The organism is candidate division Zixibacteria bacterium HGW-Zixibacteria-1 (genome assembly GCA_002838945.1).
GTDB lineage: Bacteria > Zixibacteria > MSB-5A5 > GN15 > PGXB01 > PGXB01.
This window is the reverse complement of record PGXB01000008.1, coordinates 14,722-35,034: the sequence shown is the minus strand read 5'-3', so window position 1 is coordinate 35,034 and position 20,313 is coordinate 14,722. Positions and strand designations below refer to the sequence as shown.

At 48.1% G+C, this 20,313-nt stretch carries 18 protein-coding genes; 4 read left to right on the top strand and 14 right to left on the bottom strand.

All coding sequences use genetic code 11. The annotated features are described in order from the left end of the window. Positions 1-2: 2 nt before the first annotated feature. Genes lnt through CVT49_04845 form a run of 3 tightly spaced genes read right to left on the bottom strand, consistent with a single transcriptional unit; the run spans position 3 to position 4,188 of the window. The gene (lnt, locus tag CVT49_04855) at positions 3-1,619 is read right to left on the bottom strand and encodes an apolipoprotein N-acyltransferase (GenBank protein ID PKK84129.1); all 1,617 of its coding nucleotides are present in this window, start codon (positions 1,617-1,619) and stop codon (positions 3-5) included. Further along, a complete protein-coding gene (locus tag CVT49_04850; GenBank protein PKK84128.1) occupies positions 1,585-3,144 on the bottom strand; it encodes a 2,3-bisphosphoglycerate-independent phosphoglycerate mutase in 1,560 nt (519 codons plus the stop codon). The genes lnt and CVT49_04850 overlap by 35 nt, the downstream gene beginning before the upstream one ends. Positions 3,145-3,147: 3 nt before the next feature. Then, positions 3,148-4,188, bottom strand: a complete 1,041-nt coding sequence (locus CVT49_04845; GenBank protein PKK84127.1) for a phosphoribosylformylglycinamidine cyclo-ligase — start codon at positions 4,186-4,188, stop codon at positions 3,148-3,150. A 179-nt stretch (positions 4,189-4,367) separates the two neighbouring features. Between CVT49_04845 and CVT49_04840 the strand changes: the two genes are divergently transcribed. Continuing rightward, positions 4,368-5,894, top strand: coding sequence for an insulinase family protein (locus CVT49_04840; protein PKK84126.1), 1,527 nt, complete (start codon positions 4,368-4,370; stop codon positions 5,892-5,894). Continuing rightward, positions 5,894-7,363, top strand: coding sequence for an insulinase family protein (locus tag CVT49_04835; GenBank protein ID PKK84125.1), 1,470 nt, complete (start codon positions 5,894-5,896; stop codon positions 7,361-7,363). The genes CVT49_04840 and CVT49_04835 overlap by 1 nt, the downstream gene beginning before the upstream one ends. Before the next feature lie 52 nt (positions 7,364-7,415). On the opposite strand, the gene CVT49_04830 is transcribed toward CVT49_04835, so the two are convergent. The 10 genes from CVT49_04830 to CVT49_04785 all read right to left on the bottom strand — a co-directional run bounded on the left by CVT49_04830 (position 7,416) and on the right by CVT49_04785 (position 17,599). Then, positions 7,416-8,405, bottom strand: a complete 990-nt coding sequence (locus CVT49_04830; protein ID PKK84124.1) for an RNA pseudouridine synthase — start codon at positions 8,403-8,405, stop codon at positions 7,416-7,418. Between the two features lie 77 nt (positions 8,406-8,482). After that, on the bottom strand, positions 8,483-9,211 hold the full coding sequence (locus tag CVT49_04825; protein ID PKK84123.1) for a pyridoxine 5'-phosphate synthase: 729 nt from the start codon (positions 9,209-9,211) through the stop codon (positions 8,483-8,485). Between the two features lie 48 nt (positions 9,212-9,259). Then, a complete protein-coding gene (rsmA, locus tag CVT49_04820; protein ID PKK84122.1) occupies positions 9,260-10,054 on the bottom strand; it encodes a ribosomal RNA small subunit methyltransferase A in 795 nt (264 codons plus the stop codon). A 2-nt stretch (positions 10,055-10,056) separates the two neighbouring features. Continuing rightward, positions 10,057-10,833 carry a hydrolase TatD gene (locus tag CVT49_04815; GenBank protein ID PKK84121.1) on the bottom strand — a complete coding sequence of 259 codons (777 nt, stop codon included), beginning with the start codon at positions 10,831-10,833 and terminating at the stop codon, positions 10,057-10,059. Further along, positions 10,833-12,740, bottom strand: a complete 1,908-nt coding sequence (locus CVT49_04810) for a methionine--tRNA ligase (protein PKK84120.1) — start codon at positions 12,738-12,740, stop codon at positions 10,833-10,835. The genes CVT49_04815 and CVT49_04810 overlap by 1 nt, the downstream gene beginning before the upstream one ends. Before the next feature lie 13 nt (positions 12,741-12,753). Next, complete coding sequence (locus tag CVT49_04805; protein ID PKK84119.1) at positions 12,754-13,659, bottom strand: hypothetical protein; 906 nt, start codon at positions 13,657-13,659, stop codon at positions 12,754-12,756. 44 nt (positions 13,660-13,703) lie between these two features. Continuing rightward, entirely contained in the window at positions 13,704-14,849 is a 1,146-nt protein-coding gene (locus CVT49_04800; GenBank protein ID PKK84118.1) for a hypothetical protein, read from the bottom strand. Beyond that, positions 14,809-15,993, bottom strand: coding sequence for a hypothetical protein (locus CVT49_04795; GenBank protein ID PKK84117.1), 1,185 nt, complete (start codon positions 15,991-15,993; stop codon positions 14,809-14,811). The genes CVT49_04800 and CVT49_04795 overlap by 41 nt, the downstream gene beginning before the upstream one ends. Further along, positions 15,990-16,844, bottom strand: a complete 855-nt coding sequence (locus CVT49_04790) for a hypothetical protein (GenBank protein ID PKK84116.1) — start codon at positions 16,842-16,844, stop codon at positions 15,990-15,992. The genes CVT49_04795 and CVT49_04790 overlap by 4 nt, the downstream gene beginning before the upstream one ends. Beyond that, a complete protein-coding gene (locus CVT49_04785) occupies positions 16,841-17,599 on the bottom strand; it encodes a hypothetical protein (protein ID PKK84115.1) in 759 nt (252 codons plus the stop codon). The genes CVT49_04790 and CVT49_04785 overlap by 4 nt, the downstream gene beginning before the upstream one ends. A gap of 8 nt (positions 17,600-17,607) precedes the next feature. Here CVT49_04785 and CVT49_04780 point away from each other — a divergent pair, with 8 nt between their 5' ends. Beyond that, positions 17,608-18,549, top strand: a complete 942-nt coding sequence (locus CVT49_04780; GenBank protein ID PKK84114.1) for a hypothetical protein — start codon at positions 17,608-17,610, stop codon at positions 18,547-18,549. Between the two features lie 10 nt (positions 18,550-18,559). Here CVT49_04780 and CVT49_04775 read toward each other — a convergent pair whose 3' ends face one another. Beyond that, the gene (locus tag CVT49_04775) at positions 18,560-19,093 is read right to left on the bottom strand and encodes a hypothetical protein (GenBank protein ID PKK84113.1); all 534 of its coding nucleotides are present in this window, start codon (positions 19,091-19,093) and stop codon (positions 18,560-18,562) included. Positions 19,094-19,223: 130 nt separating this feature from the next. Here CVT49_04775 and CVT49_04770 point away from each other — a divergent pair, with 130 nt between their 5' ends. Further along, entirely contained in the window at positions 19,224-20,309 is a 1,086-nt protein-coding gene (locus CVT49_04770) for a hypothetical protein (protein ID PKK84112.1), read from the top strand. Positions 20,310-20,313 lie beyond the last annotated feature (4 nt).

Genomic DNA, 20,313 nt, shown 5'->3' with positions numbered 1-20,313 from the left:
TATTAAATATTATTGTGATAAAGGGGGTAATTTCTCCTTAACCTGCGATATAAAGCGATTGCAAGCGTCAGGGCTACTGCAAGGCATAAAATAAAAAAGGAGAATTGCCCGACAATCGGGCCGATTTTTGTAAATGTCGAGAGGTCGTCCAGGGGCCTTATGTCGCCGGTAACTACTTTCTGCACATATAAACCAGCCTTTTCCGTCTCACGGCCATAGGGATCAATCAGCGCCGAGATGCCCGAATTGGCACATCGGGCGACCCAGATTCGGTTCTCCACGGCCCGGAAGACGGCAAAGCGCATGTGCTGATAAGGCCCGGGCGAACGTCCGAACCAGGTGTCATTGGTGATATTCACCAGGAATTCGGCGCCATTATTAATGGCCTCTCGCACCAGATTGGGAAAAGCCGATTCATAACAGATAAGAACAGCATAGTCGGCTTTATCGGTTTGGAAGATGACTATCGAATCTCCGGTATAAAAATCGGACCACCATTGGACATCATGCGTTCTGATGGCGCGCACATATTTTTCCAGAAACTGGCGCGAAAGCAATGGGAACTGGTCCTGGTAAGGCGAATGTTCCGAAAAAGGTACCAGCTTCATCTTGTGATAAACTTTATCTAATTTTCCATTGGCTAAATATTGAAAGGCGGAGTTATAGGTCTTTCTCCGGTCGCCATAAAACTCAATATCAAGACTGCCGATAAGATTCGGCGCCCCGCTTCTGATGGCCGTCCGCCCAAGAACCATACCATAATGCGGTTCCTGGCGCGGGTAACAGGGAGCGGCCGTCTCCGGCCAGACAATCAGATCGGCTGAATCGCCTCCCGCAATCGAAGCCAGCGAATCATAAAGGACAAAGTTATAATCCCGGGTGTCCTCTCTCCACTTGGTACTTAAATCGACATTACCCTGCAGAAGTGAGACACGCATGTCTCCTCTGATTACAAAAGGCGGAAAAACTATCCAGCCGTACGCATACAGCGCCAGAATTATAACAAGAAAGACACTGAAACATTTCATTCTGGTTTCAGGTAAATTCATGCGAAGACCGGCCTGCCATAGCAGCACATTCAGGATTATCAGAATAAACGACAGGCCGTAACTTCCAATAACCGAAACGACCTGTATAAGGGTGAGGTAATATCCCTGGCTGTAAGCCAGATCGGTCCAGGGAAAAGCAAACTCACTCAGGCTCCGGAAATATTCCATGCCCACCCAAAGAAACGGCAGCAAAATAAGACCGGCCAATTTCCTTCTGACATAAAGATTCCGGAAAATAAGAAGTATCACCGCCGGATAGAGGGACATGATAAAAATCGCCGCCACCATGCCGGGCGGTGTGACCACAGCCACCCAGTACAATTGGAAAAGATTCGACATGAACGAATAGAAATACGCCGCTTTGAATGCCGATTTTTTATCGAGGCCGGCAATAATTGCGATCGGCCGGGCCATGGAAAACCAGGCCAGGAAGCCAAAGGGCAGCGGTAAATATGCGACCGAAAGCATGAAAGCCCAAAATGTCAGTTCCGCTCTTCTAAGGCGGAGCGCTGAATCATTGGGCCAGAAAAAATTTTTAATTCCTGAAAACTGGGACTTCACCTGAAACAAACATCGATTTGCCGGTCATCTCGGCCGGCTGCTTAATATTTAAATAATGCATAATTGTCGGCGCCAGGTCGGCCAGGATACCTCCGCGCCTTAAACCCACATTGCTGCCGCGGGCGGTACTGTCATAAAATATGAACGGGACAGGATTCGTCGTATGGGCGGTGAACGGCCCATTGGTGTCGGGGTCCCACATTTGTTCCGCATTACCATGATCGGCGGTGATTATTGCCTGGCCCTTGACCGCTTCGACCGCCTTCATAATTTTTCCAAGACCGTTATCAACGGCCTCGACCGCCTTCACCGCCGCTTCAAGAATTCCCGTATGTCCGACCATATCACAATTTGCGAAATTAAGAATAACAACATCATACTTTTTCGAGAGAATCCGGCGAACCGTTTCATCGGCCACCTCGACCGAAGACATCTCCGGCTTAAGGTCATATGTAGCCACTTTCGGGGAATGTATCATAACCCGATCCTCGTTCTCGAACGGTACCTCGACTCCGCCATTAAAGAAATAGGTCACATGGGCGTATTTTTCGGTTTCGGCAATGCGCAGCTGCCGTAATCCCTCGCGGGCCAGAATCTCACCGAAAATATTCTGCAGACGCACCGGCGGAAAGGCCACATGCGCCTCCTTCAATCCGGCATCATAATTGGTCATAGTGATCAAGTGAATATTCGGGTTATCCGGATGTGGAAAATCTTTGGCATCATGCCCCGTAAAAAGATAAGACAACTGACGGACGCGGTCGGCGCGGAAGTTGAAAAAGAGAGCAACATCGCCGTTGCGAAGCCTGCCCTCGTCTTCATCACCCCGGTCAATGACTATCGGGATAATGAATTCGTCGGTCACATCATCTTTGTATGACTGCTCGATTGCCGCCACCGGATCCGCGCTATGCGGCCCTCCCTTATTGACAATTGCCTGATATGCTTTCTCCGTCCGATCCCAGCGCTTGTCCCGATCCATGCCATAATAGCGCCCCATAACCGTGGCCACCCTGCCCAGCCCGATCTCATTAAAATAATCGACCATCTCTTTCATGTAGCCGGCGCCCGAATGAGGCGGAGTGTCGCGGCCATCCATAAAAGCATGCAGGAATAACTTTCTTATTCCCCGCTTTTTAGCCATTCTTATCAGGGCCTTAAGATGCTCCATCGAGGAATGCACACAGCCGTCGGAAACCAGTCCAAAAAGATGCACGGCGGAGTTATTCTTCAGCGCCAGATCGAATCCCTTGACAAAGGCCTCATTTTCAAAAAAATCGCCGTCGGCGATGGATTTATCGATTCGGGTAACATCCTGATAGACAATTCTCCCGGCCCCGATATTGAGATGACCTACTTCGGAATTGCCCATCTGCCCCTCGGGCAAGCCGACCGCCAGGCCGGAGCCCTGAATGGGAATATTGGGACAGCTTTTATAAAGTTTTAGAAGGTTTGGTTTTTTTGCCTTTATGACAGCATTGAAATATTCATGGCCTCGCAGTCCAAAACCGTCGAGAATGCACAACAGAAACATCAATTAGTCCTTAAATACTATCTGTTTTTCGCCCTTTTCTATTTTACCAATGATATACGGCAATTCTCCCGAGGCTTTTAAACTTTCGACTGCGTTGGCAACCACATTTTCAGATACGACAATAATATATCCAATGCCCATATTGAAGGCTTCAAACATAGCTTCATCGGCTATGTCACCCGTTTTTTGAATAAAGTCGAATATCGGCTTAATATTCCAGGTCCCTTTTCTGATAACGGCCCGTCGCCCCTCCGGCAGAATTCTGATAAAGTTACCGGCAATGCCGCCGCCCGTAATATGAGCCATTCCCTTGATTTCGAAATCGTTGATAAGCGAGGAAATCGCCTTAAGATATGATTTATGGGTCATAAGGAGGGCATCGCCCACCGTCATTCCCAGCGACTCCACATTATCATTGAATTTCATCCCGGCAATTTCAAAGATGGCCTTCCTGGCCAGCGAATAACCATTGGTATGAAGACCGTTGGAGGCCAGACCCAGAATCGTATCGCCCTCTTCAATGTCGTTGCCGTTTATTATCTTTGCCTGGTCCACCAGGCCGACAATGAAACCGGCCAGATCATATTCTCCGGCATCGTAAAAATTGGGCATTTCGGCCGTTTCGCCGCCCAGCAAAGCCATGCCGGCATTTCGGCAGCCCCTCGCCAGCCCCTCAATTATTTCGGATACATTTTCCGGATCCAGTTTGCCTGTCGCGATATAATCCAGAAAAAACAGCGGTTTGGCGCCATGCACCAAAATATCGTTCACACAATGGTTGACCAGGTCTTCGCCGACCGTGTTATGGCGGCCGCACATGAAGGCCAGCTTAAGTTTGGTCCCGACGCCATCGGCTGATGAAATCAATACCGGTGATTTTAATCCGCCCAATTCCGGTTTGAAAAAGCCGCCAAAGGAACCGATCTCCGATAAGACCGACTCATTAAAAGTGTCTTTGGCCAGCTTTTTAATTCTTTCCTTGGCTGCATCGGCCGCGGCGATATTCACGCCGGCCGCAGCATAATTCAATTTTCCTTTTTCCATAATGTGAGAAGCTAACACTGTATAAAATGAATGTCAAGATAATAGAAAAAACCGTGAAAAATACATTTTGGCTTTAATTTGCGGAGAACGTGTTGACTAATCGGTTGTATTTAGATAAATTTGGCCAATGTTCTACTGCGCAAATATTTGGAGATTACCCCTATAACAGGAGTCAAAAGATGAAAAGAGGACTAATGATCCCGGTTCTCGTGGCATTGCTGTATCTGGCAGGGTCGGGAACTGCCGCGGCAAATGAAATTCAGCTTGATGTCAAAGAACGGACGCTGGCCAACGGCATGACCATCCTGGTGCTGGAAAAACATACGGCGCCCGTGTTCACCGGGTTGATAAGGTTCAAAACGGGCTCAATCGATGAGCACCCCGGAATTACCGGCATTTCGCACTTTCTGGAACATATGATGTTCAAGGGAACCAGGATATTCGGCACCAGTAACTATGAGGCTGAAGTTCCTCTTATGGAAAGAATCGATTCTTTGGGTAATCTGATGCTGCAGGAGCAAATAAAGCTGCAGAATCCTATAACGGCTCCCGATTCGGCCAGATATAAGGAACTGCGCCAGCAGATTGCCGATGCCCAGGCGGAGGGAAAACAATATGTGGTCAAGGACGAATTGTGGAGCACTTATCTGCAGAATGGAGGCACCAGACTCAATGCCGGGACAGGTAATGATGGTACCAGCTACTTCGTGTCGCTTCCCAAAAACAAGCTCGAATTATGGGCGCTTCTGGAATCGGATCGATTAAAAAACATCGTCTTTCGGGAATTTTATTCCGAGCGTGATGTTGTCATGGAAGAACGCCGGCTGTCGCTAGAGAATGAGCCCGATGGGCGCCTCGATGAAGCCTTTGGGGCCACCATGTTCTGGGCGACTCCGTACGGCTGGCCGGTTGTCGGGTGGATGTCCGACCTTCAAAGAATCACACGGGGCGATCTTGAAGATTATTTTCGAATTCACTACGGTCCCGGTAATGCCATAGCCATTATTGTGGGCGATGTCAATGCCGACGAAGTTTTTGCTATGTGCGAAAAGTATTTTGGCAACCTCCCGCCTCAGCCTCTTCCCCCGGCAGTTATGACAGTTGATGGCAGCCAGATGGGCGAGCGGCGCGTGGAAGTCGTCATGGATGCCAATCCCGAAGCTTTTATCGGTTGGCATATCCCTCGCGTCGGTCATCCCGATATTGCCCCGCTTGATGTTGCGGCCAATATTCTCTCCTCCGGCCGAACCAGCCGCTTTTACAAGAAAATCAAAGAAGCCCGGCTCGGGACAGTTTCGGCATCCGCCTGGGAGGGAAGAATTCCCGCCGCTTTCTATTGCACCTTGACGCCAATGGGCGAACACACTACTGAAGAGCTGGAGCAGGCTGTCTACACCGAAATTGACAAATTAAAGACCGAACCGGTTTCGAACTGGGAATTGGAAAAGGTTCGAAACCAGATGAAGGCCTCACTTCTCAGGGGACTTGACTCCAACGGAGGACTGGCTTTCAGAATTTCCACGAGCAAGGCCATGACCGGCGACTGGAAGCATTTCCTGAATGCTTATGAGGCCATCAACCGGGTCACCGCCGAAGATGTAATGAGAGTGGTTAACAAATATCTGACCAGGGAAAATCGTACTGTGACATATCTTGTCAAGGCGGAAACTGAAAACAATCCGGAAATCTCCAATAGCGGCCATTGATGAGGGAGGCAATTATGAAAAAACTAATATTTATACTTCTAAATGTATTAATTCTCTCCGGACTTGTTTTCGCACAGTCCGACCCGCCCAAATCGGCCGGGTCAAAAATCATTGAGTCGATGAAATTCGGCGAAATCGAGTTAAATATTCCTGAGGTCGGTCGTGATGTTGAAAGAGTCGTGATGGATAATGGCATTGTTATCTATCTCTATGAAGATCACGCGCTGCCCCTGTTTAATATTTACACCAGTATCCGATGCGGCGCCATATATGATCCGGCTGAAAAGGACGGACTCTCCGAAATAGTCGGCCGCGTCATGCGTACCGGCGGGACCAAAACCATCGGAGGCGATTCTTTAAACATTTTATTGGAATATATCGGCGGTTCGCTGGAAACAGGAATCGGCGATGAAGTCGGCTCCGCTTCGCTGAGCCTTCTTGCCAAAGATATCGACCTCGGCCTGAAACTCTATGCCGATCTCCTGCGCAATCCTGCCTTTCCACAGGATCAAATCGACCTGGTTAAGGAAGAAATAAAAAACCGAATAAAGAGAAGAAATGACAAACCGGGTGATATCACCCGCAGATATTTCAATCAAATTTTATATGAAGATCACCCCTTCGGGCGGGTTCAGGAATGGGCCACGATAAAATCGATTACGCGCGATGATCTCGAACAATATCATAAGAGATTTTTTGTCCCCAATAATATCATGATCGGTGTTGCGGGCGATTTCAATGCCCCGGAAATCATCGCTAAATTGAAAAAGTTCCTCGGCGATTGGAAGAAATCAGATTCCCCCATCCCGGAAGTTCCGGCGGTCCAGGCAACTTATCACCCCGGCGTTTACCAGATCAAAAAAGATATCAATCAGGCCAATATCAGGATCGGCCTTCTCGGTATTAAACGGGATAATCCGGATCGGTATGCCATTGATTTGATGAACTATATTCTTGGCGGCGGATCGTTCACATCACGGCTGACCTCCAAAGTTCGCTCCGATGAGGGCCTGGCTTATTCGGTCGGCTCAAGATTCTACACCGATGGTCGTGATTTTGGAACCTTTTTCGCCTATACACAAACCAAAAGCTCGACTGCCTACAAAGCTGTCAGCCTGATGCTTGAGGAAATAAAGAAAATCCGCGATGAGGGGGTAACCGAGGCGGAACTGGCCGAAGCGCGAAACTCGACTATCAATCGCTTTATCTTCAATTTCGACAATTCCGGCGAAATTGTCAGAAACCTTATGTCGCTCGAGTATGACGGTTATCCGCTCGATTATTATAATCATTATCTTGGGTATTATCGTAGTGTCACGCTCGACGATATCAAACGCGTTGCCGGGGAATATCTCAAGCCGGAAGAAATGAGTATTATTCTGATCGGCAATCCTGAGCTTTATGAAAAACCGATGGATGAATTCGGCCCCATCACAAATATTGAACTGGTAAACCCCAATATTGAATGAATACAGCAAATAAAAAAAGCCTGTCCGACCGGACAGGCTTTTTTTGTATTCATCATTGCCAGTTTCTCAGGAATTCGAGCAGGGAGCGGAAATCTCCGGGGAGTTCGGAAGTCAGACTGATAATTTTGCCCGTTTCCGGATGAGTAAATTCCAGCGATAATGCATGAAGCGCCTGCCGCGGCATCAATTCCAGCGCTTTTTGAGCCAGAACTTTGTCGGTGGAATAGACTCCTTTGTGCCATTTTAATCGCCCACCATATTCCGCATCGCCGAAAACCGGATGACCAAGATGTGAGAAGTGGACGCGTATCTGGTGCGTCCGGCCGGTTTTTAAATGTATTTCCACATAATCATACAGTTTGAATCTTTCAAGCAGCCGATACTCGGTCAAGGCAGGCCGGGATCTTAGATTGGTCACCGCCATTCTCTTGCGGTCCTTGATCGAACGTCCGATGGGAAGGTCTATCGTTCCGAAATGTTCTTTCATATGACCACAAACCACGGCCTGGTAAATCTTTTTTATTTTGTGATCTTTAAGCTGCTTTTGAAGCGCCAGATGGATTCTGTCATTTTTGGCAATCATTATCAATCCGGATGTGTCCTTGTCGAGACGATGCACCACCCCGGCGCGCTCCATCCCCTGAAGACCGGAGAGCGACTCCGAGTACTTCAAAACCGCATTGACCAGCGTTCCGGAAAAATGCCCGATCGCCGGATGGGTCACCATCCCGGCCGGTTTATTGACTACCAGAAGATGATCATCTTCAAAAACGATATCCAGCGGGATATCTTCGGCAATAATATCCGTCTCGGGTGGGGGCGGAATTTTTATGACAACGGTTTCTCCGCCGTTAAGCTTATGATTATGCTGCGCCGGTCGACCGTCAACCATTATCAGGCCGTCCTCGATCAGCTTTTGCACCTTGCTGCGCGTCATTTCCAGTTCGGGATTCTGCCCGAGAAATTTGTCAAGACGCTCCTTTGAGATATTTTCGGGAATTATAATTTCGACAGTCCTGTATGTCTCGTTATTTTCGGTCATATTCTATTCCTGAAATAATCAATTCCCTCGATGGATAGCTTGAATCCAGTGGAATGTCACTTATGAAATATTGCCGATCAGGACTCGTAGTGATGGTTGATGATATCCAGCATATCCCGCACGGCTCTATCCATGCCGATCAAAACCGCTCTTGATGTAATGGCATATCCGATGGTAAATCTTTCGAAAACACCCAGTTCCACCAGCAACCGAATGTTCTTGTAGTCCAGGCCGTTGCCACCCCAGGCCTTCATCCCGAGTTTTTCGGCCAACTGCGCCATCTGCTCCAGACGATTCAGTTCGGATTTAATATCTTCATCGGTTCCGGCCATTGTGAAATCGTGCATATTAAACTCGACCGCATGGGCCTTGACTCTGGCGGCGTCCTTGATCGCATCGCTGTCGGGATCGATAAAATAACAAACTTTTATGTCCGCCTCTGAAATCGATGTTGCCGCGCCGGCATAATGATCCCCGTAATTTGCCAGGTCTATTCCCTTGCCCATGGCTGAATCGTCTCCGGAAAACGGCATCAATGTCACTATTGCCGGCTTAACTTCCAATGCTCTTTCCAGCAATTCCTCGTCCGGTGCAATCTGCAGAGTCAGACCGGTCTGGACGACCTCTTTGAGGATATAAAAATCCCGGTCACGGATATATTTACGATCTTCGCGAAGATGACACGTGATGCCGTCGGCGCCGGCCAGTTCCGCCAGAACGGCCGCCTGAGACGGCGCCGGCTCCTTGGCTTTTTTGACATTTCTGACAGCCGCAATATGATCAACTTTTACCGATAAAGAAGGCATAGGCACATCCCCTGTTTTTTGATAATTTAGATTTTTATGAATTCAGTATCAAGATAAAACCGAAGTCTTTATCAGCTTCGACAGCAATATAAACTGCTCGATATCAATCTGCTCGGCGCGAACCAGTTTCGGCAGTCCGGCCCGGTCGAGAATTTTCTCAAGACCATCCTTTTTCAACCCTTCAAAATCAGCCAGATTGTTCGTCAGAAGTTTGCGCCGATTCCTGAATGAGGCCCTGACGACGTTTTCAAAAAAATCCCAATCATCGATCCGGTACGCTTCCCTCGGTTCGAAAAGCAGTGTCGATGAATAGACTTTGGGTTTCGGCGTGAAGGCGCCGGGTGGAATGGTTAGAGCAGATGTAATATTATAATAACATTGTGCGAAAATGGAAATGGGCGCCCAGTTCCTGCTTCCGGGACCGGAACTGATTCGGTCGGCCAATTCCTTTTGAGCGGTAATCACCGCCCGGGTAATATATTTATGATACCTTGTTATCCAATCAATAATCGGCGAGGTAATATCATAGGGAATATTGCCGATCAGCTTGAAGCCGCCCTCTCGTTTTTCAAATGGTTCAACTATAAGGAAATCAATGTTGACAATATTGACATTAGGGTAATTTTTGAACCTCGGCTGCAGTTCATGGACAAGATCGGTATCGATCTCAAAGGAGTACAATCTGGCGCCGGTTTCGGCAATAAGGCGGGTCAGCATTCCGCGGCCGGAACCAATTTCAAAAACGGCATCTTCTTTATGGATATCAAGTAAACCGACTATCCGTTCGGCGATATTATCATCCACCAGGAAATTCTGGGAAAATCTTTTTTTGGGACGGGCCATAATCAATCCCCGAACACTTCGACCAGACGATACATCTTCTGGCAGTTGCGGTCGGTGATTTTCTCCACCTCTTTGGCCGATATTCCGCGCAACTGCGCCAGTTTGTCTCGAACAAATCTGACATATGCGGGCTGATTGGTTTTGCCCCGATACGGCTCCGGCGTAAGGTAGGGACTGTCGGTTTCGAGCAAAATTTTATCCAGGGGCACTTCGGTCGCCACTTCGGCCATTCTGGCTCTGGGAAAAGTAATGACTCCGCCGACAGAGATATGAAGACCCAAATCAATCACTTCAATAGCGTCCTTTGTCGTCCCGGGAAAACAATGAAAGACTCCCCCGACCAGCCGACTGGAATATTCTTTGACGATTTCCACTGTCTCCCCGAATGACTCGCGCGAATGAATCACGACCGGGAGTTTTCGATCAACCGCTATTTCGAGCTGCCGCCGGAAGACTTTTTTTTGAAGATCACGAGGTGAAAGATCCCGATAAAAATCCAGGCCGATCTCCCCGACTGCAACCACTCTTTTATTATTCATTAGCTGTATTAACTGATCCTCGACATCCGCGTTGTATTTCTTCGCGTCGTGAGGGTGCACTCCGACCGTGGCAAAAATGCAGTCATATTCATCGGCCAGCTTGACGGAATTGATCGAAGTTCGAAGATCGGCGCCGATGTTAACCATGGTATGGACACCAGCTAAAAGAGCATTTTTGATTATGTCTTCGAGCCTGCCGCTGAAATCTTTGAAGTCGAGGTGACAGTGCGAGTCAATCATCAGCTGATCGTAGCTCCGGGGGGAAGATCGGTCTCGGGTGTGATGACACTCAGCTGTTTCCCCTTTTTGGCCGCCAGAAGCATACCCTTTGATTCAATTCCCCTGATTGTTGCCGGCTTGAGGTTTTTGACGACAATTATCTTTTTCCCGACCATCTGTTCCGGCGTATAGTGCTGGGCGATGCCGGCGACAATCTGGCGTTTTTCGCTGCCGACATCGATTTGCATTCTCAACAGCTTGTCAGCGCCCTCGACCTTTTCGGCTTCGAGCACTTCGGCCACAACCAGTTCCACCCGGTAAAACTCGGCAATATCCAATAAATTATCGTCTTCCTTTTTCTCGGTTTTCGCCTCTTTGGCGGAATCCTTCAATCGCGGGAAGACCGATTCCTTAATGGCGATGTTTCCGCCGGGTCTTAGCTGGAAAAAGGTCCGGGCCAGGTCAATACTCAAATCTTCACGGCCAAGCCCGAAAACAGATAATATCTCAAGACATTTATTGGGCATGGCCGGATATAACAAAATGGACACGATTCGGATCACTTCGGCGCAGATATATAGCACGCCCCCGGCCTCTTTCAATTTACCTTCCTTGACCATTTTCCACGGCGCATTGGTGTCGAAGAATCTGTTGGACATGCGGACCAGATTCATCGCATCATCGATGGCATTACCGATACGGAAATTGTAATAATGTTCGATGGCCGACTCGACCGCCGACTCGCTCTGACCGATCAAATCATTAACGCCTGTGAGTTCTTTAGCCGGAGGCGGCAATTTGCCGTCGAAATTGGAAATAATCATCTTGGCCACCCGCGACACAAGGTTGCCCAGATCATTGGCCAGGTCGCTGTTGTACTTCGTAATAAACTGCGACCTTTTTATATCGCCATCGATACCGAATGGATATTGAGTCAGCAGCAAATAACGGGTGGCATCGGACCCAAATTGCTCCACCAATTCTTCCGGCGGAATCATGTTCCCCAGAGTTTTCGACATCTTGACGCCGTCTATGGTGAACCAACCGTGAAGCAACATTATTTTAGGAAGAGGCAGCTTGACTGCCATCAGCATCGCCGGCCATAAAATGCAATGAAACTTGAGAATTTCCTTACCCATGAAGTGGACCACTTCGGACTGTTCCCACCACTTTCTGAAATGTTCATCATCGACCCCATAGCCAATTCCGGTGATATAGTTGAACAGCGCGTCAACCCAGACATAGGCATGCTGCGAAGAATCGAACGGCAGCGGAATGCCCCATGTAACTCTTTCTCGTGATATCGAAAAATCCGGCAGCCCATGATTGATAAGGCCGAGCACTTCACGGCGGCGCTCTTCCGGCAAAATGATTAATTCATTTGATTCAATCAGGCTCTTCACTTTATCGATATAGGCGTTCAACCTGAAAAAATAGTTTTTCTCTTTCAGGATCTGCGGCGGTTTCAGGTGATCGGGGCAGACGCCGTTAACCAGATCCTTCTCGGTCAGGAATTTTTCACATCCATTGCAGTAAAGACCCTCATATGTGTCGGAATATATAACCTCCCGGCCATCATCGGTCCTGGCATCTTTCAGGATGGTAAGGACTTTCTGGAAAGACTTGATATGCCGTTCTTCGGTGGTCCGGATAAAGTCATCATACTCTATCGAAAGCAATTTCCAGGCATTTTTGAATTGGCTAACGACCTGATCACAAAAAGCCTGAGGATCCAGACCGGCGGCGGCGGCGGCTTCGGCCACTTTGGTGCCATGCTCATCCGTCCCGGTCAGGAAAAAAGCCTCGCGCCCGTTGAGGCGATGGAATCTGGTCATCAGGTCAGCGGCTATGGTCGTATAGGAATGCCCGATATGCGGGCGGTCGTTGACATAGTAGATGGGCGTGGTGATGTAGAACGGCTTCTGCAAGGGTCACCTCCGATTACTCAAATTGTTCATCCTGCTGATAATCTTCTTCATCAGGTGGCTTGGTGTCTTTATCCTTGGCCAGGGAGTCATATAACTTCTTGAAGAATGAGGTTTCCTGGCGCTGTTGCTTCTTGATATCGCGGCCAAATATCTTAACCTCTTCACCGGCCTCCAGCCTGACCACCATATAATCCTCGAAAACATTGATACGATCGACGGCACCAATACCGCGCTCTGTTTCATAGTTTTCGCCCACCTCGGGATATTTCTCACGGACATTAGAGTAGAAATCTGCTTCATAGCGCAGACAGCATAACAACCGGCCACAATTTCCGGATATTTTGGAGGGATTGAGAGATAAACCCTGAACCCGCGCATCCTGGGTGGAAATCGGATCGAATTTTCTCAGGAAAGAGGAACAACAAAGCTGTAGTCCGCAAATACCGAAACCGCCGATCCGTTTGGCCTCATCCCGCACCCCTATCTGACGCAGTTCGATTCTGGTCCTGTAGACAGCGGCCAGGTCCCGAACCAGCGCCCGGAAATCCACCCGATGCTCAGCCGTGAAATAAAAAGTCAGTTTGTTTCGATCAAATTGATACTCGATATCGACCAGCTTCATGTCCAGCTTGTGCTTTTCAACCAAGCCCTTGGCCTTCTCCCAGGCGGCATCTTCATCGGTATGATTCTCCGCAATCTTTGTCCGGTCATCTTCACTGGCCGGTCTTAAAATCGAGCGCGGCTTGACATCGTCCGAAAAATCAATTTCCTTCTCAACCTTCTTTTTCAAAAGACCGGCATCCTCACCCCGCTCAGCCTCCACAATCACATAGTCATTAATATTCAGAGAATGATAATATGTATTATTATAGAATTCTCTTCGATTCCCCTTAAACTCAACAAGATATAAATCAGGCATATTTCTTCCTCAAAATCTTTAAGTTACAAAATCAGGAAAACCTGTCAAGTGGATTGCCCGATATGCTTTTTAAAATTAAATACGAAGGCGGCCATGGCCGGGCGGAGCTGAACATTTCTTTTAATAGAAATATGCATATCTTTAATATGGTCCACCAGCGCGCAAAACCGCTCCCCCCCGGCGACCTGATTGGCCAGTTTTTCCAACTCCGGGGCAAGATCCGTATTAACCAGCCCGGAGGCGGCCCGGCCATACTTCAAAAGCATCAAGTCGCTCATAAATGATTGCCAGAATTGAAGAACCTGTTCCGCCTCGCCCCGGTTATTGGGGTTAATCAGCTCATTTATTACCGCAAAAGCCGACGGGTTGTCTTTCTGAAACAGGGCCTTAAACATTAAAAAGGAAACCTCGCGAACCGACGACTCTTCCTCATTGACCAGCGCCACCGCCCTCCCCAGGGACCCTTCGGACAGGCGGGAGAAAAATTCCGCCTTTTCCTCGGATATTTTATATTTGGCCACAAGATATTTTGATATTTCGACTGCCGCTATCGGCCGAAAGGCTATTTTCTGGGCGCGGGATTGAATGGTCGGCAGCAAATTCTCGGGATCGCGGACGGTCAAAATAATAATCGTCTCGGGCGGGGGCTCTTCAATCAGCTTTAGAAGGGAATCGGCCGAGGAGGCCAGCATTTTCTCCATCTGATAAAACAATATCACTCTTCTGGCGCCTTCGGGCGGTTTAATCGCGGTTCGACGCTTGATTTCGCGGGCAACGCTGATCGGGATGGTCAATTGGCGGGTCGAAGTTATAATGCGATAAGGCTCTTCACGTTTCTGCTGCAGGAACTCCAGCACTGATTCGGTGGCGTCGCTCTCGGAGCGATGTGGAGGAATCGGGACCGCAAAAAACATTTCTGGGAAATTGAGATTTAAAACCTGCCGGCAATTGCGGCATTCCCCGCAGGCATCAATGGCCGCGCCGGTTTCGTCTGTAACCGGTTTTTCGCAGGTCACGAGCGCCGCCAGAGCCACGGCCACCGCCCATTTGCCGAGGCCGTCATCACCGTAGAAAAGATAAGTGGACGCAAGCCTGTTTCGGTTGAAAGAGTTTCGCAGTATCTTTCGGGCGATTTCCTGCCCGTATATGCTATTTAAAGGAGTCAAATAGTATCCATTCCACCGGGTCAAGCGGTTCCCGGCCCTGTCTTAATTCAAATTTTATAATTCCATTGGGGGCGCTGCCCAGTTTATCCCCCTTGTCAACAATCTGGTTCTGAACGACCCTTAAATTATCCAGCCCGGCATAAGTAGAGTAATAACCATCCTCGTGCTCGATAATCACAAAATTGTCATATCCTCTGAGATTTCCCAAATAGGCAACCATCCCCGCTGCAACCGCCATGACTGATACATTCTGGGCGCCCTTTATTTCAATGCCGGGAGAATAAGATTTCAATTTTGTTATTTTATCGGTCTTCCAGCCAAAACCGCTCGTGACTGTTCCCTTGATCGGAGCATATAGAGCGCCCTTATATGTGGCGAAATGGCCGGTTTCGAAATTGAAGTCAATCGGGGCGCTGGATCGTTCCCGATCAAGCCGGGCCTGCTCCAGTCGCGATACCAATTCCTCCATCTGGCGCGCCGCCTCCGTAAGAGTTATCAATTTATCCGCCTCATTTTCCTTCTTCCGGCGAACTTTGGTCAGGTCGCGCTCTTTTTTCTCTTTCTGGGAAGTTATAATCGTATACTCGCTCTTCTTCTTTTTACTTACATCCGAAACCGATCTTTCCTCGTCAACCAGATCCGAAAACTCTTTGTCGGCCGCCTGTAATAAATCCGAGGCCATTGTTAGCTCTTCTTTATCATACTCAGCCAACGCCTTGAGATATACCCTTTTCTTGAAGGCGTCTTTTTCCTTTTTGATCTCGTCGGACAGGACCCGCCCTTCGGGCCGAATACCCGAATAATAGTACTTCAGGTTGGTCAGGTATCGGCCGTAAGATCCGGTATAGTGTTTTTCCGAAGAAGCCATCGTCCCCTTGGATGACTCGATATCCTTGCGAAGTCCGTTCAACTGCTTGTTGAGGCGGTCAAGCACCGTTTTATTCATAGAAGCGCGCTGCTCATATTCCGAAATATCTTTCAACACCTTTTTTTCGACATTCCTGAGTGAGTCAAGATTCTTCTGTGAATCTTCCATCTCTTTTCTGATTTTCTCCAGCTCCTGTTTTTGCTCCTGAATATCCGTGGAAAAAGCCGGCCCGGCGCTGACAAACATAATCAGACCGAAAACAAATATGGCCAATAGATATTTTCCTAAAGACACATTCATCGCAATGACCTTCTAATCCCGGTGTATCCGCCCAGCAGTCCTATAATCGCCGCTGCCACGCAAAAATAGACGATTTCATACTGACCGGGAAAAACAACATCAAATCCCTGGAAGGACAATCTCCCAAAGGCATAAAATATTACCACCCATCCGGCAACGGCGGCGGCCAGAGAATAAAAGATGCCTTCAAGTATATACGGGACCGAAAGAAAGGCCCGTCCGGCTCCCAGGAGACGATGTTGCAGTAGTTCCTGCCCCCGGGACCTGGCTGATAATCTGATTGAATGTAACAGGTTCAATATCACCGCCAGCGAGATAACGATACCAAGAAAAATGACGATTTTGATCACAAGACTTCGTGTATTTTCGATCTTCTCCAGCCAACTCTTCGGGTAAAAAATTTCCGAAACACCTTTTAAGCGTCTGAAATTCCCCTCCAGATCAGCCAGATAAGCGCTGTTTTGATATTGATCAGTGAAAGAGATAATTATGGACCGCGGTAATGGGTTATCGGACAGTCCCTCAAGCAAATCGGCTCCCATCATGGCATCAAGTTTTTCTCTGGCCGTTTCCTTATCAATATATTTGACCTCATTAATGCCGTCCATATCACTAATACTCCTGAGGACCACAGACAGGGTTGAATCGGGCAATGAGTCATCAAGAAACAATTCCATATCGATATCGGTGGTGATTTTTTCAAGATAACGGCCGGATGAAAGAGCCGATATCCAGACCAGATCAAACATCAGGAATAGCAGTAGCAGTGACAATAACGAAGTCATGGCGGATAATGGTCGCGCTACAATATTGCGCGTCGATTTCGCAATCAGATAAAAGAATCGACTCATATTAACTTACCGTACGAAATTGAATATTCTTCGGCTCCCGGCAATCGAAAGCCGGTTTGTCCCGAGGTCAGGATTATCAGGCTGTGCCCGGCAACCGCCAGTCGTTTGAGTTTTTCCGAAACCACCTGGGCCATGTCCAAATCCAGTCCCGACAGCGGTTCATCTATCAGAATCAGCGGCTGATCGGCCACAATGGCGCGTCCAAGCATCAGCAATATTTCCTCGCCACGGGAAAGATTGAAGGCTATCTCATTTTTTTTGCCAAGCAAATTAAGCTGGCCCAGAACTTCCATGACACGGGATTTCCTTTTTCCGGATCTGTCCCCACGCAAAATCAGTGGATATGACATATTTTCAAATACTGTCTGATAAGCAATGGGCTGAAAAATCCCGCCCACCCCGCCGGTTTTTCTTCTGATTTGAGTGAGATTTTGCCCGCCTTTATCATAAATATTCTTTCCGAACACCAGGACAGTGCCGGCGGCGGGCTTTTTCGCACCGACAATTAATTCCACAAATGAGGTTTTGCCTGCCCCCGTCGGTCCCTGAATTACGGCCGATTTACCATAGGAAAGGGATAAATTCAGGCCGTCAAAGACTTTCTTCCCGGCCGCTCCAATCAGCGAAACTTCCGCCAGCTCAATTATATTATTACCTTTATTCAAATTGACTTCGTCCGTAATTGTTACTTTTATTGTATAAACATATGATAAAAAAGATGCGTTTTCAATAAATATTAATTTGAGGGAATTCAGGCTATCTTATGAAAAGATTTATTTTGGTTATAATCCTCCTCATACTTCCGGCCACAGCGGCCATAGCCGCCCACTGGCACCAATTGCCGGTCTCATTCAACTACGAATTTACATCATTATACTTCGTTGATGAAAACAGAGGTTATCTGGTATCGCGGGAAGGCCTTGTCGTCTCGCTGGATTTATCGGGTGCGACCCCTCAAATAGAAACGGCCTCATTTCCTTCCAATCTGTATGATATTTGTTTTTTGCCCGACGGCAAAAACGGCTTTGCGGTGGGCGACGATGGCCTGATATTGCAATCTGTGGACGCCGGCCGCAACTGGACCGCATCCAATCGGCATCCCGATATGCGCCTGACGGCCATTTCTTTTATCGATTCTCTGCATGGTTTTATTGCCGGTTCCAACTACAGTAAAACATCGATTGATGTTGGTTTCATATTATCGACTTCCGATGGCGGCAAGACCTGGGATTCCCTGAATGTCGCCGGTCGCAAAATCAGGCACATAGATATCTCTCCCGAACAATTGATTACGGTTACCGGACTGAGAACTGTTTACTTATCCGATAATATGGGAAAAGAATGGGACACGGCCGAGGTCGCCTCGGGGAAAATTCCAATGGCAGCGGTCATCAGGGGAAATTATGGGATTCTGGTCGGCGGCAGCGGCCTGCTGGCGCTATCATCGGATCGTGGAAAAAGTTGGGAAATTACTAATGTCCTGGTAGATACTGCCACTTATTTCGATATTCTTATGCTGGATTCCAAAAGGGCCTATATTGTCGGGACCTACGGCGATATTCTGTACACCGAGGACTCCGGCCGCAACTGGACACCCGAAGCCAGCACGGTCGGGTTTGATCTCAATGCCATTCAGAAAGTAGGCCGAAGAATCTACGCCTGCGGCAAACGAGGGACGATTATTTATACTGATCTTGAAGAGTAAGAACTGCGGATTATCGGACTATCTTTTCAGATTCCTGTTCCTGGCATAAACAAAAGTCGTTAAGATCATTCTTGAGCCGGCTGGTGCATATTTTCAGGCGGCAGACCAGATCCCTGGTGTACTCATCAGCGGCATTTCTGGGCCGAAAGAGTGACGAAAGCTCATCCTCGACCTGAGACAAACGGTTGGTATTTCTGATAATTGATTGAAGTTTATCCGAAAGTTTCTCGCTGGCGACATTGACCGATTCGGCCAGGCCGACAAATATTTCCTGGTCGTCAAGAACCAGCGGTTGGTCGAGACGACCCTGGCCGAGTTTTTCGATTTTCCTTCTTATTGACTCACGGGGTCGGGAATATTCGCGGGTCATTAACATAATGGGGTAAATCAACAACCCCAGCGCCGACGCCAAAGCAACAACCAATGCCGTCAGCGGTTGAAGATTCAGCGATGAGGCGATCAAAAAAATACCGCCGGTTAAGGTTAAGGCGGCGGAAAGAATCATGTATATGCTTATTATGAGATTGGCTTTGCATCTGCTCATAAGTATCGTTGCCCGTCTTAAGCCCGCTCGCAGCATCGTCTCCCCTTTTTCATCTCTATCGGAAAATGGCCGGAAATCTGAACCAATTTATAGCTTGACATAAATATACGGATTAGGCAAATTTCGGACCGTGAGGAATAATCTGCATTACAATTATCTGGACATAATTTCGGTCCCGGCCGCGGCTCTCAAGGCCAAGAAAATATTTATCGCATCCGCGTCCTTGATAGCGGCGTTAATTATATATGATATCTTCACTTATGCCGGTTTCGCCGCCACCGGTCAGCCTCTTGTTTCGTTATACGAGACGTTTGGACTGCTCCCCTTATGCCTTTTCCATTTTGACACCATGGCGGGCGCGCTGATTTATTATACCGGAATTGCATTCGCCGTTCTGATCGTTCTGGCCGGGATGACCGCCATATCAATCACCGATATCGAGAGATTCCGCGGCAATCAGTTCTGTACCGCTTTGCAGGCGATGAAATTCGCCGGAAAAAGAGTAAAGCAACTTTTCATGTCCATCCTTACCATTGTACTATTCATCGGGCTTATAGTCCTGCTGGGCGTGCTGGTCGGTTTGATAGCCCGCATTCCATATCTCGGAGAATTGATTTACTCGGTATTTTTCTTCTTTCCCAATTTTATTATTTCGTTAATGACACTACTTGTAATATTTGTTCTGATGACCGGCATATTCGTCATGCCGTCGGCGGTGGCCGCCGACCGGGCCGGCGAAACTTTCAATTCGATTCTGGGCACGTTCTCCACTGCCATAAGACAACCGCTGCGCTGGGCGGGATATTCGATCTATACTTTTGTCGCCGCAAAAATCGCCGGTTTTGTATTCGCGTATGTCTGTTTCCGAGGTGTACAATTCATGAAAATTATCACGGCGCTGGGCGGCGGAGAAAAAATCAACATCCTGATAGCTTCCGGTCTGGCGCACCTTCCGATAAACAGCGGCTTGGCCGGTCTCACTTTCAATATTTTCCCGGGCGTAAATTTCGGCTTTGATATTTCGGTATTGACCGCCTCCGAACTGAATTCCGACTTCTCCTCCTATCTCATGTCGATTTCACTTTTTCTGGCATTTTTGATAATTTGGGGTTATATTGTCTCAATTATCGCAACGGGACAGACCTATGCTTATGTAATAATCAGAAAAATCAGAGAAGGATATTTTATAACCGACGAAGAACCCATGATCGATTGACAGA